Origin of the sequence: Pontibacter harenae (genome assembly GCF_020907245.1) — a bacterium.
Lineage (GTDB): Bacteria > Bacteroidota > Bacteroidia > Cytophagales > Hymenobacteraceae > Pontibacter > Pontibacter harenae.
In genome coordinates this window covers 45,990-62,170 of record NZ_JAJJWH010000002.1, presented here as the reverse complement: position 1 = coordinate 62,170, position 16,181 = coordinate 45,990, and the positions used below count along the sequence as shown (strand labels likewise).

16 protein-coding genes are annotated in these 16,181 nt (G+C 44.5%); 9 read left to right on the top strand and 7 right to left on the bottom strand.

All coding sequences use genetic code 11. The annotated features are described in order from the left end of the window. Nucleotides 1–95: 95 nt before the first annotated feature. The 3 genes from LN893_RS01620 (at nt 96) to LN893_RS01610 (ending at nt 2,801) form a co-directional block, all read left to right on the top strand. On the top strand, nt 96–887 hold the full coding sequence (locus LN893_RS01620; protein ID WP_229967635.1) for an XRE family transcriptional regulator: 792 nt from the start codon (nt 96–98) through the stop codon (nt 885–887). Between the two features lie 243 nt (nt 888–1,130). Further along, nucleotides 1,131–1,850 (top strand): pirin family protein, encoded by a 720-nt coding sequence (locus LN893_RS01615; RefSeq protein ID WP_229967633.1) that lies wholly within the window; start codon nt 1,131–1,133, stop codon nt 1,848–1,850. Between the two features lie 156 nt (nt 1,851–2,006). Further along, a complete protein-coding gene (locus tag LN893_RS01610) occupies nt 2,007–2,801 on the top strand; it encodes a thymidylate synthase (protein WP_229967631.1) in 795 nt (264 codons plus the stop codon). A gap of 54 nt (nt 2,802–2,855) precedes the next feature. On the opposite strand, the gene LN893_RS01605 is transcribed toward LN893_RS01610, so the two are convergent. The 3 genes from LN893_RS01605 to LN893_RS01595 all read right to left on the bottom strand — a co-directional run bounded on the left by LN893_RS01605 (nt 2,856) and on the right by LN893_RS01595 (nt 5,618). Then, nucleotides 2,856–3,572, bottom strand: coding sequence for a 3-ketoacyl-ACP reductase (locus LN893_RS01605; RefSeq protein ID WP_229967629.1), 717 nt, complete (start codon nt 3,570–3,572; stop codon nt 2,856–2,858). 95 nt (nt 3,573–3,667) lie between these two features. Continuing rightward, nucleotides 3,668–4,510 carry a prephenate dehydrogenase gene (locus LN893_RS01600; protein ID WP_229967628.1) on the bottom strand — a complete coding sequence of 281 codons (843 nt, stop codon included), beginning with the start codon at nt 4,508–4,510 and terminating at the stop codon, nt 3,668–3,670. 46 nt (nt 4,511–4,556) lie between these two features. After that, entirely contained in the window at nt 4,557–5,618 is a 1,062-nt protein-coding gene (locus tag LN893_RS01595; RefSeq protein ID WP_229967626.1) for a Gfo/Idh/MocA family oxidoreductase, read from the bottom strand. Between the two features lie 124 nt (nt 5,619–5,742). Here LN893_RS01595 and LN893_RS01590 point away from each other — a divergent pair, with 124 nt between their 5' ends. After that, nucleotides 5,743–6,939, top strand: coding sequence for an MFS transporter (locus tag LN893_RS01590; RefSeq protein WP_229967624.1), 1,197 nt, complete (start codon nt 5,743–5,745; stop codon nt 6,937–6,939). A gap of 70 nt (nt 6,940–7,009) precedes the next feature. Here the strand turns inward: LN893_RS01590 and LN893_RS01585 are convergent, their stop codons facing one another. Next, on the bottom strand, nt 7,010–8,113 hold the full coding sequence (locus LN893_RS01585) for a hypothetical protein (protein ID WP_229967620.1): 1,104 nt from the start codon (nt 8,111–8,113) through the stop codon (nt 7,010–7,012). Between the two features lie 179 nt (nt 8,114–8,292). On the opposite strand from LN893_RS01585, the gene LN893_RS01580 reads away from it, so the two are divergent. The 3 genes from LN893_RS01580 (at nt 8,293) to LN893_RS01570 (ending at nt 10,146) form a co-directional block, all read left to right on the top strand. Further along, entirely contained in the window at nt 8,293–8,949 is a 657-nt protein-coding gene (locus tag LN893_RS01580; protein ID WP_229967618.1) for a ketopantoate reductase family protein, read from the top strand. A 3-nt stretch (nt 8,950–8,952) separates the two neighbouring features. After that, entirely contained in the window at nt 8,953–9,222 is a 270-nt protein-coding gene (locus LN893_RS01575; protein WP_255709837.1) for a ketopantoate reductase family protein, read from the top strand. Between the two features lie 204 nt (nt 9,223–9,426). Continuing rightward, complete coding sequence (locus tag LN893_RS01570; RefSeq protein ID WP_229967616.1) at nt 9,427–10,146, top strand: carboxypeptidase-like regulatory domain-containing protein; 720 nt, start codon at nt 9,427–9,429, stop codon at nt 10,144–10,146. 173 nt (nt 10,147–10,319) lie between these two features. Here LN893_RS01570 and LN893_RS20935 read toward each other — a convergent pair whose 3' ends face one another. The 3 genes from LN893_RS20935 to LN893_RS01560 all read right to left on the bottom strand — a co-directional run bounded on the left by LN893_RS20935 (nt 10,320) and on the right by LN893_RS01560 (nt 12,738). Next, a complete protein-coding gene (locus tag LN893_RS20935; protein WP_439651164.1) occupies nt 10,320–10,571 on the bottom strand; it encodes a hypothetical protein in 252 nt (83 codons plus the stop codon). Between the two features lie 12 nt (nt 10,572–10,583). After that, nucleotides 10,584–11,768, bottom strand: a complete 1,185-nt coding sequence (locus LN893_RS01565) for a carbon starvation CstA family protein (protein ID WP_439651163.1) — start codon at nt 11,766–11,768, stop codon at nt 10,584–10,586. A 145-nt stretch (nt 11,769–11,913) separates the two neighbouring features. Beyond that, entirely contained in the window at nt 11,914–12,738 is an 825-nt protein-coding gene (locus LN893_RS01560; protein WP_229967614.1) for an aminotransferase class IV, read from the bottom strand. 211 nt (nt 12,739–12,949) lie between these two features. On the opposite strand from LN893_RS01560, the gene LN893_RS01555 reads away from it, so the two are divergent. Both LN893_RS01555 and LN893_RS01550 read left to right on the top strand, forming a co-directional pair. Further along, nucleotides 12,950–13,993 carry an NAD(P)-dependent alcohol dehydrogenase gene (locus LN893_RS01555; protein WP_229967612.1) on the top strand — a complete coding sequence of 348 codons (1,044 nt, stop codon included), beginning with the start codon at nt 12,950–12,952 and terminating at the stop codon, nt 13,991–13,993. A 505-nt stretch (nt 13,994–14,498) separates the two neighbouring features. After that, on the top strand, nt 14,499–16,178 hold the full coding sequence (locus tag LN893_RS01550; RefSeq protein ID WP_229967610.1) for a GMC oxidoreductase: 1,680 nt from the start codon (nt 14,499–14,501) through the stop codon (nt 16,176–16,178). Nucleotides 16,179–16,181 lie beyond the last annotated feature (3 nt).

Sequence of the window (16,181 nt, the reverse complement as noted above, 5' to 3'; positions counted from 1 at the left end):
CTACAGCTTGTTTTAGTAAAATATCGTATATTTACAAATGAAAAACCTGTTGCAGGTTAATTTTTTTGTTTTACACTAAAACAATTGGCATCATTTTGCAAACTGTAACTACAAATTTGAGGTTTCTGAGAAAGAATGCTGGTTATACCCAGGCACAACTCGCAGAACGTTTAGATATAAAACGCTCTTTAGTAGGGGCTTACGAAGAGGGGAGAGCGGAACCTAAGCTAAGCACACTCGTTAATATCGCGCAGCTATTCAATGTTTCTCTGGATAGTCTGATCAGAATTGATTTATCACAGCCCGATACCAATGCGTTATCCTCCGATGGTAATGGTACGTCTGGGGCAGGCGGTAAACTGCGGGTGCTGGCCATAACGGTTGATAAAGAGGATAAGGAAAATATTGAGTTGGTTCCTTATAAAGCTAGCGCTGGATATTTAAATGGCTACGCCGATCCAGAGTTTATGGAGGAACTGCCTCGCTTCAACCTGCCGATGTTGGGAAGTGGTGGTACCTATCGTGCTTTCGAAATTTCGGGTGACTCTATGCTGCCGATTGCCTCTGGAACTGTTATCGTAGGTCGCTTCATCGAAGAATGGTCTGCTATAAAAGACGGTACGCCATGTATTATTGTGAGCCAGAAAGAAGGCGTTGTCTTTAAAAGACTATACAATAAAATCAAAGATGCTGCTGTGCTGCGCCTGCACTCCGATAACCCCGTGTACTCTCCGTACGAGCTGCATGTAGAGGATGTACTGGAGATTTGGGAAGCTAAATCATACATTAGCTCTACTTTCCCAATTGCAGATTTGTCTTTAGATAAACTGTCTTCAATCGTGCTGGATCTTCAGAAAGAAGTCCTTAAGCTTAAAAAGGCGGAATAGTCGTTAAGCGTTGTTTTTTGATTGTTGTTCGTTGAAAGCAGCAGTCATTTAGCCTTATATCTTGTGTCTGTTTAAGGTAAAAAAGAATTATAAAACAACAAAAGAGCCTGTGCAGCAATGTGCAGGCTCTTTTGCTTTTAGCTTCTTAGAAGCCATTTTTCTAACAACTAAAGATATTCTTCGTAATTGCTATAGAACTAACTATAGATATATAACTGTAGCTGAACCTATACCACTAGCACTATGATAAAACTCATTACCGCAGCCGAAAGACATCAGGCGAGCATCGATGACTGGCTAAAGTCAAATTATCTTTTCTCTTTCGCGGACTACTACGATCCTGCAAATGTGCAGTTCGGACCTCTGCGAGCCTTCAATGATGATTATGTAGCTGGAAAATCAGGTTTTCCGTCGCACCCTCATGCTGACATGGAAATCGTAATGATTGTATTGAGTGGCACATTTACACATAAAGACAGCTTAGGAAATGATACAACCATAGCCGCAGGTCAGGTGCAGCGTATAACGGCTGGTACAGGCATTACACATTCCGAAAGCAATGACACAGAGGATGAGGCGCATTTGCTGCAGCTGTGGTTTTTACCCAACAAACGCGGTTTGGCGCCATCTTATGAGCACATGCCGATAGACTTCCTGAATGCTGATAATAAACTTATACCGCTGGTAACGGGGCAAAAGGTTCTGGAAGATGTGCTTTACATGAACTCTAACTCTACGGTATATTATGCTAATCTGAAGCAAGGGGATGAGATAGACTTCAGAACCTTTAAAATACGCAAGACGTTGATTTACATGCTCAGCGGCAATTGCCTTATTAATAATTTAGAGACAGAAGCTAGCGACCAGGTACGATTAGAGGACCAGGAGGTTGTTGCCATACATGCCACAGCCGATTCTTCTTTTATTTTGGTAGACGTTCCTGCCTTAGAAGTGAACTACTAAAAAGAGAAATATTTTGTACTGATTGGCTATACTTGCGCAAGCAAGTATAGCTTTTTTTTGCTTAGCTCTTTTCTCTTCAAAAACGTGAAGCTAGCTTCCTGCCTTTCAATTTTACTCCTTATCTTTATCACCCGACATTAAATAGGACATTACACCATGAAGCAATATTTAGACCTGATGCAGCACATCCTGGACAACGGGGTAAAGAAAGAAGATAGAACAGGAACAGGTACATTAAGTGTTTTTGGTTACCAGATGCGCTTTAACCTGGCTGATGGTTTCCCTATGGTCACAACTAAAAAGGTGCACCTGAAGTCTATCTTGCATGAACTGCTTTGGTTTTTGAAAGGCGATACCAACATTCAATACCTTAAGGAAAACGGCGTTACCATCTGGGATGAGTGGGCAGATGAAAACGGGGATTTAGGCCCTGTTTACGGTTCGCAGTGGCGCAGCTGGCCAACATCAGATGGCCGCCACATCGACCAGATTTCACAGGTAGTACATCAGCTGAAAAACAACCCTGACTCCCGCCGCATTATTGTAAGTGCTTGGAATGTTGCTGAAATCGAGAACATGAAACTGCCGCCATGCCATGCCTTCTACCAGTTCTATGTAGCCGAGGGTAAACTTTCGTGCCAGCTATACCAGCGTTCAGCCGATGTGTTCCTAGGCGTGCCTTTCAACATTGCATCTTATGCTTTGCTGGTACTCATGATGGCGCAGGTAACAGGTCTGGAGCCAGGGGAGTTTATCTGGACAGGTGGCGACACGCATTTATACCTCAACCACCTGGAGCAGGCTCAGAAGCAGCTTACAAGGGAGCCAAAGCCGCTGCCTACGATGAAGCTGAATCCTGATGTTAAAAACATCTTCGACTTTAAGTACGAGGATTTTGAGCTGCTTAACTATGAGCCACACCCAGGCATAAAAGCCCCTGTGGCGGTGTAAGTTAAAGTATAAATAAAGTAAAAGGCCCGAAGCGTAAACTTCGGGCCTTTTACTTTATGGATTTGTAGACCACATGCCTGCTTCTTTCACAAACACGCGGCGGTTCAGTTTTAATTGTGCTATGATTAACTCTGCCAGGTCCTCTGGGTGCATCACACGCTCAGGGTCTCCTGTAATTAAGTTGGCGCTGTGAGCTAACTCTGTAACTACCGTACTAGGCGTTAACGCTGTTACTCTAATATTATGCTTGCGCACCTCCTGCATCAGAGAGTCTGTTAGGCCCATAACGGCAAACTTAGAGGCACTATAAGCACTCGTAACAGGCGCACCTTTCAGGCCTGCGGTAGAGGAGATATTAATGATATCGCCAGTCTGGTGCTCAATCATACCTGGCAAAACGGCACGGGTGGCATAATAAACACCCAGCACGTTCACCTGAATAATTTTTTCCCACTCTGCTGGTTCGAGCTCCAGGAACTTTCCGAATTTGGCAGTACCAGCATTGTTGATCAGAATATCGATTGAGCCTAGGTCATTGATAGCTTTGGCTACTGCTGCGTTTACGGCTTCTATGTTGGCTACGTCGGCTGTAACTACGGTTGCCTTCACGCCAGTTGCTCTAACTTCAGCGGCTACCTCTTCTAACTGGTTCTCGGTACGCGCTAAAAGCGCCACGTTTACGCCTTCGTTGGCAAGTGCCAGTGCTACGGCACGCCCAATGCCTTTGCCAGCACCCGTTACCAAAGCGTTCTTTCCTGCTATTGATTCCATGTTTTATCTTCGTTAATGTTTGTAGCTACAAATATACTACAGACAGAAGTTTTAGAAGAACGAAAAGGGAATTTTTGGTGAGTGGAGTAGAAGCCTTAGCCGAGAATACGGCGTATTTCGTTGGCGCGCAGCATCAGTTCTTTGCCTTTTTCTTCGTCTTCGCTGTCTATGATAGTTTTGAAATTCTGAAGCTGCTCTATATAACTTCCCAATGCCTCCGAAACATTCTGCCTGTTCTGTGTAAAGATAGGTGCCCACATAGATGGGGAGCTTTTTGCCAATCTAACGGTGGAGGAGAAACCACTGCCTGCCATATCAAAAATATTCTCCTCGTCTTTTTCTTTATCTAACACCGTAATGCCAAGTGCAAAGGAGCTAATATGGCTAAGGTGCGAAACATAGGCCAGGTGCAGGTCGTGGTCTGTTGCACTCATATAGCGTAAGTTCATCTCCAGGTCCAGGCACAACTGCTCTACTAACTGTAGCGTTTTTGGGTTGCTCTTTTCCTTTTCACAGATGATCATGGTTTTGTTTTGGAGCAGGCTTACAAAGGCTGCTTCAGGACCCGAATACTCTGTTCCTGCAATAGGGTGGGAGGCCACAAACTGCCCGCGCTTCGGATGGATCTCCACCGTTCTGCAGATCAGCTCTTTTGTAGAGCCCAAATCAATAAGTGCGGCATCAGCGGGTAACAGATCAAGCACAGGAAGTATTTGTTGGGCTATTACACTTACAGGCGTTGCCAGTACCACCAGGTCGGCCTGGGGCACAGCCTCTTCTAAAGCGAGCACCTGATCGGCTATACCCAGTTCAATTGCTTTTTGAGCATTAGCCTCGTTTGCATCTACGCCTAGTATTTTAATATCCTGATGCTTCGCCTTTACTCCTAAAGCCAGGGAGCCACCGAGTAAGCCCAAACCGATCACACAAATTACCATGACTGTTTTCTTGTTTCGGAGCCGAAATTACGAAAAGCATGAAAGATTAGCTAAAGGCTATTCTTCGCTTTTCTTGGCTGCTCAGTGTTGTCAGTTCTATAATCCGTACCACATCACGTGCCTGCTCTGGTTTCACCACCAGTTCTTCCTCGCCTACTAACGCTTTATACACATTCTGGTACAGACCTGTATAGTCGCCGATTTCGCTTTCTACTTTGCCTCTTACTTCTACACCGTTTATGTTGGTGCTGATGTTACCCCACAATTCTTCAGGCTCCGCACCCCAGTTTGGCGTATGCTTTGGCAACTGGTTTGTCTTCAGTATCTCTTCCTGCACATCCATTCCGTATTTTGTAAATGAGCCTTGGTCGCCAAGCAGCCTGAAATGCGGGCCAGCCTCCTTCACTAACATGCCAGCTTTCAGAATTACTTTCAGTTGATCGTAATACAACACTATTTCTGCGTTATCAGTAACGTGGGAGCCTTGCCTTTGCACGCGCAGGTCTCCATAAACTTCCTGTGGCAGTCCAAACAGGTAGAGCGCCTGGTCTATCAGGTGTGAGCATAAGTCGTAAACTATACCTGAGGCAGCATGATTTTCTTCTTTCCAGGTATCTGGTTTAATAAAGTTACGGAAACGGTCAAAGTGCGCCTCATACTCTACCAGGTTGCCCAGCAGCTGGCTTTCCACTACTTTTTTTACAGTTTTAAAGTCGCTGTCCCAGCGTCTATTTTGGAATACCGTCAGCAATTTATTTTGCTTTTTCGCCAGTGCTATCAACTCATCAGCCTCGGCAGTAGTGGCCGTAAAAGGTTTGTCTACAAGCACGTGCTTTCCTGCCTGCAAGACTTCTTTAACCAAACTATAGTGGGTGGAATTTGGAGTGGCGAGTACTACAAAATCTATGTTTTCATCAGACAAAATAGCCTGCGTATCGTTCACAATTTCTGTATCAGGGTAAAGAGAGGTAGCCACGCTGATGTTTTCTTCGCGTGTTTCTCTTATTTTCTTGAGCTGAAAACCCTCTACATTTGTGATGAAAGGCGCATGGAAAACTCTGCCAGCCATGCCGTAACCAACTAATCCAACCTTTATAGTTTTACTCATAGTTCGATGATTTTTTGGATGTATAAGAGCTAAAGTAACAAACAAATCTTAATAAGATGCCTTTGTGTTATAACTTAAGTAGCTGCTTACGTACTTTTGCGGTTAACATATGAGTATTTTCAGCATGCAAAATTCCGTTTCCTCTGCCACTACGCCTACTTTAACAAGGCTAAACCTATGGGTGATGTCTATTGCTTCGGCCATGGTGGTAGCTAACTTATACTATAACCAGCCTTTGCTGGGCAAAATATCTGCAGATTTTGGCGTAACAGAGGCAAAGGCTGGCTCCATTGCCATGGTAACACAAATCGGTTATGCCGTGGGTATGTTTTTCGTGATTCCACTAGGCGATATGCTGAAGCGCAAGCGGCTGATAATGATCGATTTTGTGCTCATTATAATATCGCTGTTGCTAGCAGCCTTTACCACCAACATCTTTTCGCTTATAGTAGTCAGCTTCTTGATAGGAGCGACATCTGTTATTCCGCAACTTCTGATACCAATGGCAGCGCATCTGTCTAAGCCTGAGGAGCGGGGCCGAACGGTGGGTTTTGTGGTAAGCGGTTTGCTCATCGGCATCCTGCTTTCCAGAACGGTGAGTGGTTTTGTGGGGGAACATCTTGGCTGGCGCGCTATGTTTTTGATTGCGGCTGGTATGATGTTCGTGCTGTGGGCAGCTCTATTCTTCCTGCTTCCCGAAATTGAGCCTAGCTATAAGGGCAATTATAAAAGCCTGATGAGGTCTTTGGTACAGCTAACAAAGGAGGAGCCGTTGCTGCGGCTGGCCGCAATGCGCGGAGCGCTCTGCTACGCCTGCTTCGGTGCCTTCTGGACAACGCTGGTGTTCCTGCTGGAGGGGCCGCCCTTTTACACAGGCAGCGATGTGGCGGGAGCTTTCGGTTTGGTCGGTGCCTTTGGTGCTTTGGGTGCTTCACTTATGGGCCGCATCAGCGACAAAGGCAATGCCTTTGCGGTCACGACCATTACTATTCTGCTGATCGTGGTTTCCTTCATTATCTTCGGCCTATCGAGCAGTAGTATTATTGGTTTAGTAATCGGAGTTATATTAATGGACTTAGGCGTGCAAGCTACGCATATAGCAAACCAGACCCTTGTGTTTTCGCTACAACCAGAAGCACGGAATCGCCTGAATACGGTGTATATGGTAACCTATTTTATGGGTGGGGCCGCTGGTACTTATTTAGCTAGCCTGGCCTGGCAGCATTGGCAATGGAATGGGGTGGTAGTAGTAGGACTGGTTCTATCTTCTTTGGCCTTACTGGTACATCTGCGTTTTTTAAAACAAAACCGTAACAAATAAGGCATTTGCCTTATTTGTTACGGTTACTTTATTTGTTTATAATGTATAAGAGAAGGAGAGGGTGCAGACTTTACTTCTTAAAATTGCGGCCTGCCAGCACTTCACTTTTATTTGCTCCCATACGATAGGCCTGAAAGTAACCCGTACTGCTGGGTAGGTGATGCAAACCTATTTCATCACGCGTGTTTTCAGTAGTCGCGAATGCTTCTGTTTTTTCGTAGAGAGTGTAGTCTAGGCCATCTAAAGCTTTTAACAGCACAATGCCTGGCACACCCGCTCTATTCACCCATTTGCCACGGACTACCTTTCCGTCTAACGTCACCCATGTGTAGGTGCCATTTGCCTTTATTTCCAGAGGGGGGAGTTTCATTCCGCCACTAAACCGACGATATAAATCACCGTTTTTTGTAAAAGTAGAGGTTGCACCGCCAACGTGCACCTCCCATTTTCCTACAAAAAAGCTGTTGTCGATTTTTGAAGACGGATTAAGTACCTGGTAGCAAGGGTACGAATATCTTAAAGATGCATCCTTCTCGTCTTTAACTGTATAAAGCCGCTTTTCAGGATCAATACCGATGACAGTTCCCCAGCCTTTGGTTACAAGAAAACCGAGGCCGTCATACATTACGCGATCACCTACTTTCACTTTTTGTCCAGGCCAGGAGGCTACAGTTGATAAATTCGGGTTTACAGGATTCGTTTTTGTTTTCGTCTGAGCGGTTGTTGCATTTGTTTTGGCAGTGCTCCGCATGTTATAAGCATGAAACCACTCGCTGGATTCCATGCCGTCGCGGCTGTACTTAACCTGATATTTGTTTTCGTCTTTCCCTACAATTTGACCAGTGTACACTTTCCCGTCCCAGCGACGCACTTCGGCAGTCTTACCAACAGCAAACTGTACTTCGGAATTTGGTTGAAAGCGTGCTTGCACAAAACTCGAACTCACGCGGGTATCCAAGGCGTGGTTGTTACAATATTTTTCTCCATCCAGGTGTACCTGATAGGTGCCGTAACCAAAGTCTGTGTCTCGGTAGGCGCCCACCACAATGCCATGTGCTGCGTCGCCCGAACTAAAAACCTCAACCTTGTCTCCGATTTTAAATTTGGCTTGTGCCTGTGCATTAAGTGCCAATCCACAGCAAAGCAAGAAATTAAAAGTAAGCCATCTTTTCATGTGAAAACATCTGTGAAATGAACAATTATTTGTTTGCTACTACCGAAATCAGGAAATATATACTTATACTTTAAATATAAATATTATTTTTTAAATTATGAATATACTTGCGGTTTCTAATAACCCACTGATGCTTATTAGAGTATGCTTAGCAGTAGTATTGGTCAAAAATTAGCAACATGCAAAAGAAATTCAGAATTGCTGTAGTAGGAATAGGAGGCGTAGGAGGTTTTTACGGCGCTAAACTAGCACAGCAATATGCGTCATCTGAAAACCACGAAATCATTTTTATTGCCAGGGGAGATCATAAAGCTAAAATAGCAGAACAGGGTCTGGTACTTGATTATGCTGATACAAGAGAAGCTATTAAACCAGACCTGGTAACGAATAACTTGGAGGAACTGGGAAAGCTCGACCTGATTCTGTTCTGCGTGAAAAGCTACAGCCTGAACACCGTAGCAAAAGCTTTAGAGGGAAGTATAGATGAGAGTACCTATTTGCTGCCGCTGCTCAATGGCGTTGAAAGCATTGAGTATCTAAGCCAGCTTTACCCAAAAAGTAAACTTTTGTGGGGCTGCACCTATATCATATCCAGTGTGGCAGCACCAGGCGAGGTAAAGGTGCAGGGCAAGCTGAACCGCCTCGTGTGGGGAAATCCTGGGTTGCGAAATGAGGACTTGGCACAGATCAGGCAGTTGTTCGATGAGGCTGGCATACACAACGAGCTATATGAAGACATCAAGGATAAAGTATGGGAGAAGTTCTCCTTCATTTCGCCACTAGGTAGCTTTACTTCTAGTACCAATGTGCCCGCAGGTAATATACTGCGTAATTAAGAACTGGCAAACCAACTTCGCACGCTGATAAGGGAGCTAAAGGCAGTTGCCGAGGCAAAAGGCATTCGTTTACCTGAAGATATTGTAGAGAAGAACATCCAGCTCCTGAATAAGTTTCCGAAAGAAACTACTTCTTCTATGCACCGCGACTATCAAAATAATAACCAAACAGAGCTCGAAAACCTTACAGGCTACATTGTGCGGGAGGGAGAGAAGTTAGGAGTTGCCACACCTGCTTACAGAAAAATTTATGAAACGCTGAAGAAACCATAAGTCTAACGTTTGATAGCCTAGCGGAAAGTAACTGAAGAATTACGGCTGCAACAATCACTCTACACGATAGCTAGGCAGTGCACCTAAAGTGCCAGTAGTAGAGAGGCTAAGGCACGTAAAGCTTCTAAGTTAAAGTACAGGATAATAACCATAATATTGAAGTTCAGGCTTTTATAATTCAAATGAAAATGCTATGTTTCATGTATGGCCGATAAAATCAGGATAAAAATAAACAAGCCATGCGGTGAAAGCTGGAGTGGAATGGAGCCTACGCAAGAAGGTAGGTATTGCTCTGCCTGCTCTAAAGAAGTGGTTGATTTTACTGATTATACCGATAAGCAACTATTAGAATTCATGAGAGAATACAGCGGCCGACTTTGTGGGAGGCTTCGTGAAGACCAGTTAAAGCAGTACCCGCTGCAACTATCTGCTTCTCCTTTAAAATTATCAGCAGTTAAAGCCTTTTTTGCTACGGCTGCGGCTTTGGTGGTCCCTGCTGTGGCAACGGCAGTCAGTACGCCCACTCTACAACAACCCGTAAATGTTCTCCAGAAAGACTCAACAAGTATAGTTTCAAAAGATGCCACACACGCCGCGGCCGATTCTTTGGTAACTATACAGGGAAAAGTAGTTCATAATGCTACAAAAGAGCCCTTGCCAGGAGTTTCAGTAACGGTAAAGGGCACAACAAAAGGTGCTCTAACGGATAAGGATGGCTATTTCTGGCTTTCAATAAATAAAACGGATAACTTAACGCTTGATACTTCTTATATTGGTTTTGAGAGGACAGAAGTGCCTATAGATTTAAATGAACAAACGGTTGTTAATCTTGGTGATATCTTACTTAAGGAGGATTCAAATGTGTTGTCAGGAGAGGTTGTAATAGTGCACAGCAATCCTGTAAACAGGTATGGTGGCGAATAAAAAGTCTTTTCTACTAAGGGCTGGCGTGGCTGCTATAAAGCTTGAAAATCAAACTGCTCTATATCCCTTGCGTAAGTGTCCGCTTGTACTAAGCCTGCTACATAACAACAGCGGTGCCAAACAATAAGGCCTGCTTCTGTAGAACAACGATATCTTTGGAGCTTCAGTCTTGATCATACAGCCTCCAACTGAGGCTTATCTTTTCTCTTACTTGCTTTTATCAGTGTGACTACCAGCAGCATGAGAGCCACGGCAATGCCTACTGCATAAGAAACATTAGTAGACAAACTAAAACCTTCTGGCGCCACCAATATATAGGAGGTAGCTACGGCAGACATAAATACGGCAGGTATCAACGTTACCCAGTATGGTTTTCTTTCCTGTATCAGGTAGGCGGTAATCATCCAAAGCACGACTGTTGCCAAGGTCTGGTTTGTCTAGGCAAAGTAGCGCCAAACTATACCGAAATCTACTAAGGTGAGGCTATATCCTGCTGCAAATAATGGTATACTAATCAGTAGTCTGTTTTTGAAAGTAGTTTGCTTCAGTTTCGTGAAATCAGCCACTATAAGACGGGCACTTCGGAAGGCAGTATCACCTGAGGTAATAGGGGCAGCTACAACTCCTAAGAGCGCCAAAATGCCACCAATCTTACCGAGTAAGGAATTAGAGATTATACTGACCACATATGCCGCATTGCCTTGCTGCTCCACAAGCGTATCGTTCAGCTCGCGCACGCCACCGAAAAAGCTCATGCTGATGGCGGCCCAAATCAAAGCCACCACACCTTCCGTTATCATAGCACCGTAAAAAATGCTTCTGCCTTGTTTTTCGTTCGTCATGCATCGGGCCATCATAGGAGACTGTGAGGAATGAAAGCCTGAAATAGCGCCATAGGCAACTGTAACAAATAGCATCGGGAAAAGCGGGAATTTTTCTGGACTGCTATGCATGTTTGTCAGGTTAGCTAGAGTAAGTTCAGGTACAGGCAGGCCTTGTGCAAACATTACCACCATAATACCGACAGCCATAAACAGCAGCGCCACGCCAAAGACAGGGTATAGCTTTCCGATTAGTTTGTCTATTGGTAGTACCGTGGAAAGTATGTAGTAGACAAAGATAATCCATACCCACATGGTTGTACCTCCACCAATGCCTTGTGTCATGCCATCCAGAATTTTGGCAGGCCCCATAATAAACACAGCTCCCAGCATGATCATCAGGATAATTGTAAACACACGCATGAGTTGCTTCATGCCTGTGCCTAGGTAACGGCCTGTAGTTTCTGTTACACTCTCGCCGTTGTGCCGCAGCGAAAGCATTCCAGAAAAGTAATCGTGCACACCACCCGCAAAAATAGAACCCAGCACAATCCACAGAAAAGCCGATGGTCCCCACATGGCACCTGCCACAGCACCAAAGATTGGCCCCAGGCCCGCAATATTCAGGAACTGGATGAGGAAAATTTTCCACTGTGGCAGAGGTACATAATTCACGCCATCAGCCATGGTAGTGGCTGGTGTTGGGCGGGCAGTATCTATTCCAAATATTTTCTCGATGAGCTTGGAATACAACAAGTAACCGAGCAGGAGGGCTAGTATGGAAAGGAAAAATGAAATCATATAAATAAGGGAAGATAAATTCTAAGGCACATGAAAGGTTTATCTCTTACATCGGATTACATAAAATGAAACAGAAGGACGTAATGTTTTAAAATAAATAGCATAAGGTTTAGTGCTTTTAGGCAGTTGTAACACCCGAAGAATTTTATTTTAATTTCAATACCTCACGTATCGTTGTCACTATGGTAGCATCAGTAGTCATTTCTGCATCCTGCAGCTTACTAACCTGCCTGAGCCCTGCTATATTTCCTGCAAAAACAGCTTCGGCATTTATTATTTCAGGAGGCTCAGCATAAGTTTCTTTTACGCTGATGCCTTCGCTTTTGCACCATCTCAGAATATTCCGCCGCACAATACCATTCACACATCCTGTATCCAACGCAGGGGTATAAAGTATACCTTGCTTAAACCAGAACAAATTAGCAGATATCAATTCCGAAGCTTCTTTACGATCATTCAAAAGAAGCAGGTCATCATACTTTGTCTCTTTTTTCTCTGTACCAGCCAATACGTATAGCAGGCTGTTAGGGCCTTTGAAGTGGGAAAAAGGAGAGAAACTGGTATGCACAGAATGGGCTACTCCAATATGAATAGGTTCATGTTTCGGGGCAGTGGCAGGCTGCACAGTAGCGAGCCATTCTGTGGTATTTGTTTCTGGTGTAAACAAACCTGCTCCACCACGCCATACCTTCAGTTTCAGTCTGCCATAGTTCTGGCAATTGTTTTGGGTAGCCAGTTGCAGCAGTTGCTCTTCCAGTGCCTCGAAATTTTCTAAACCTGAAGACAATTGAAGCTTAAGTGCATGTGTAGCTTTTGCCATACGGCCCAGGTGGTCTTGCCAGAAACGTATTTTCCCATCCTGCACAATCATCGTTTCAAAAAAACCATCATTGTACTGGAAGGCCCTGTTCGTAATAGGTAGCCGCAGTTCCTCTTCGTGCAGCAGTTGGTTATTATATAGCAGAAACACAGCTTCTGGAGTTAGAAAGTTAAAAGGTTAGAAAGGTATAAAGTTTTTTGGAGGTATGCGGCCACTCGTGTAATTAATGGTAGGTAATTCTTCCTTCCTTAGTCTTCTTACCAGCTTCCTTGTAGTTGAATCGCAAGACCTATTTCAGATAAAGCTTAACCAAGTTCGGTCATTCTCGTTTTTTAAATTTTAAACCTAATCTAATAAAACTATGGCTGAAGCTAAAGCTTATGCAGCATATAATGCTACCGATCCGCTTGCACCGTTTAACCTGGACCGTCGTGAAGTGGGGGAGCATGATGTGCAGATTGCTATCCGCTACTGTGGCGTATGTCACTCTGACCTGCATCAGGTGCGCAACGAGTGGGGTGGAACAATGTACCCGCTTGTACCTGGGCACGAAATTGTAGGCACTGTTACAAAAGTAGGAAGCAAGGTGACCAAATTTAAAGAGGGCGATCTGGCAGGCGTAGGTTGCTTCGTAGATTCCTGTCGTACTTGCCCCAGCTGCCAGGAAGGGCTGGAGCAGTATTGCGAAAAAGGCATGGTGGGCACCTATAATGGCACCGAACGAGACGGCACAACTAAAACCTACGGCGGTTATTCTTCGCAGATTGTGGTAGACGAGAATTATACTTTAAAAGTACCAGAGAATCTGGATCTGTCGCGGGTGGCACCATTGCTGTGCGCAGGCATCACCACTTATTCTCCTATAATGCAATGGAAAATTGGCCAAGGACACAAGGTAGGTATAGTTGGTTTAGGCGGCCTTGGCCACATGGCCGTTAAGATTGCTGCTGCCAAAGGTGCCGATGTAACTGTATTAAGCACATCGCCTGATAAGGAAAAAGATGCCCGTGATTTAGGAGCGCATAACTTCGCTGTTTCCAAAGACAAAGAAACAGTAAAAAGCCTGTATAACACCTTCGACTTTATTATCAACACGGTGTCTGCTCCGCACGATTATAACCTGTTCCTTTCCATGCTGAAGCGTGATGGCACCATGATCTTGTTAGGAGCACCACCAGAGCCGTCGCCAGTAGCAGGCTTCAGCCTGATTGGTAAGCGCCGTCGCTTGGCGGGTTCTTTGATAGGAGGTATAGCTGAGACGCAGGAAATGCTGGACTTCTGTTCCGAGCATAATATTATGTCTGATGTGGAAGTAATCAATATGGATGAAATAAATACAGCCTATGACCGCATGATGCGCAGCGATGTGAAATATAGGTTCGTGATCGACATGGAAACACTGTAGAAGAACTTTTCTTTATTTTTAAGAAAGGGCCGTGGCTAATATAGCTGCGGCCCTTTCTTTTTTATACACAATCATCATTGTGTAAAGCTCCTCTATCAAAACTAAGTGGTTTGGGATGTAATTATCGTTGGCTATCTGAAATAAGAATTAGCTTAGAAGAAGTAAAATTAATTTGGGTATTATAGGATATAGCTATATATTGGCTAACATAAAAGTGTGTGCTCACCTAAGTTTGCGAACTTAAAAGTTTAATTAGTCGTATGCGTTTTTTGACCTGCCGAGGCAGCTGCTCGAAAACTACTTAACATAGGCTTCTTTTTTACCCGGTGGAATTCCACACATACTTTACATTCTTTTAAGAGAACAAACTGATGCTGGTTGAGCGAAAGTGTTATTTAGGTTTAGTGTTTTAACATTATATGCTGACATAACATTAGCCACTATAAATACTAGTCAATGAAATTGTACTGCTCAAAATTGATCTATCTCAAGAAATAAATTTGATATGGCTGAGAATGTTTATGATGCTATTGTTGTAGGTTCGGGTATCTCTGGAGGCTGGGCTGCTAAAGGATTAACAGAGAAAGGCTTAAAAACCATTATGTTGGAGCGAGGCCGTAACATAGAACATGTAAAAGACTATGTGAATGCCACTAAAGAGCCTTGGGAATACGCCCATAGAGGTGGCCGTACCCAACAAATGATTGCAGATTATCCTGTCTTAAAAAGAGACTATGCTTTATCTGAAAACAACCTGGATTTTTGGGTAAATGAAAAGGAAAGCCCTTATACAGAAACAAAGCGTTTCGACTGGTACCGTGGTTACCATGTGGGTGGCCGTTCGCTTATGTGGGGGCGCCAGAGCTACAGGCTCAGCGATTTAGATTTTGATGCAAACGCCAAAGATGGTGTGGCCGTGGATTGGCCTATCCGTTACAAGGACCTGGAAAAGTGGTACGGCCATGTGGAGCGTTTTGCTGGTATAAGCGGCTCAAAAGAAGGTATAGCGCATTTGCCCGATGGTGATTTTATGCCGCCTATGGATTTGAATTGCGTTGAGAAAGATGTGGCTGCCCGCTTAAAATCGCACTACAAAGGCAACAGGCACATGATTATTGGCCGTGTTGCAAACATTACTTCGCCTATTCATAGCAGAACAAACTGCCAATACCGCAACAAATGCCGCCTTGGCTGTCCGTTCGGAGGCTATTTTAGTACACAATCCTCCACATTGCCAGCGGCTTTGGCTACAGGTAACTTAACGGTTCGTCCGCATTCTATAGTAACAAAAGTTATCTATGATAAAGACACCAAAAAAGCCAAAGGCGTGGAGGTGCTTGATGCTGAGACAAACCAGACTTACGAGTACTTTGCTAAAGTAGTGTTCTTGAATGCATCTACGCTCAACACCACCTGGATTTTGATGAACTCGGCCACTGATGTGTGGGAAGGAGGCTTAGGCAGCAGCAGCGGTGAACTAGGGCATAACCTGATGGACCACCACTTTAGAGTAGGCGCTTCAGGTATAGCCGAGGGCTATGAGGATAAGTACTACTATGGCCGCCGTCCGAATGGCATATATATACCGCGTTTCCGAAACATGAACGGTGAGAAGCGCGGTTATATACGCGGTTTTGGCTACCAGGGTAGGGCCAGTCGTGATGGGTGGAGCAGAGAAATTGCCGAAATGAACATAGGCGCAGACTTCAAAGACGCTTTAACCGAGCCAGGAGATTGGGCGTTGGGCATTACGGGATTTGGTGAGACGCTACCTTACCATGATAATAAAGTAACTTTAGACAAAGAGAAAAAAGATAAGTGGGGGCTTCCGGTGCTGGCGATAGATTGCGAGATAAAGGAAAATGAGAAGAAGATGCGCAAAGACATGATGGAAGATGCCAGAGAAATGTTGGAGATAGCTGGTTTGAAAGATGTGAAAGCTCATGATTCTGAGTATGCCATGGGTATGGGTATTCATGAAATGGGAACAGCGCGAATGGGAAGAGATCCAAAAACCTCTGTCCTGAATGAGTGGAACCAGGTGTGGGATGCGAAGAACGTGTATGTAACAGATGGTGCTTGTATGACCTCTGCGGCTTGCCAGAACCCATCGCTGACGTACATGGCCCTAACAGCCCGTGCGGTAGACCATGTCGTAAGTGAAATGAAAAAAATGAATGTATAGCCT

Coding starts and splice junctions, on each gene's coding strand:
- LN893_RS01615 (WP_229967633.1), top strand. CDS start 1,131: ATGATAAAACTCATTACCGCAGCCGAAAGACATCAGGCGAGCATCGAT.
- LN893_RS01610 (WP_229967631.1), top strand. CDS start 2,007: ATGAAGCAATATTTAGACCTGATGCAGCACATCCTGGACAACGGGGTA.
- LN893_RS01605 (WP_229967629.1), bottom strand. CDS start 3,572: ATGGAATCAATAGCAGGAAAGAACGCTTTGGTAACGGGTGCTGGCAAA.
- LN893_RS01600 (WP_229967628.1), bottom strand. CDS start 4,510: ATGGTAATTTGTGTGATCGGTTTGGGCTTACTCGGTGGCTCCCTGGCT.
- LN893_RS01595 (WP_229967626.1), bottom strand. CDS start 5,618: ATGAGTAAAACTATAAAGGTTGGATTAGTTGGTTACGGCATGGCTGGC.
- LN893_RS01590 (WP_229967624.1), top strand. CDS start 5,743: ATGCAAAATTCCGTTTCCTCTGCCACTACGCCTACTTTAACAAGGCTA.
- LN893_RS01585 (WP_229967620.1), bottom strand. CDS start 8,113: ATGAAAAGATGGCTTACTTTTAATTTCTTGCTTTGCTGTGGATTGGCA.
- LN893_RS01580 (WP_229967618.1), top strand. CDS start 8,293: ATGCAAAAGAAATTCAGAATTGCTGTAGTAGGAATAGGAGGCGTAGGA.
- LN893_RS01570 (WP_229967616.1), top strand. CDS start 9,427: ATGGCCGATAAAATCAGGATAAAAATAAACAAGCCATGCGGTGAAAGC.
- LN893_RS01565 (WP_439651163.1), bottom strand. CDS start 11,768: ATGATTTCATTTTTCCTTTCCATACTAGCCCTCCTGCTCGGTTACTTG.
- LN893_RS01555 (WP_229967612.1), top strand. CDS start 12,950: ATGGCTGAAGCTAAAGCTTATGCAGCATATAATGCTACCGATCCGCTT.
- LN893_RS01550 (WP_229967610.1), top strand. CDS start 14,499: ATGGCTGAGAATGTTTATGATGCTATTGTTGTAGGTTCGGGTATCTCT.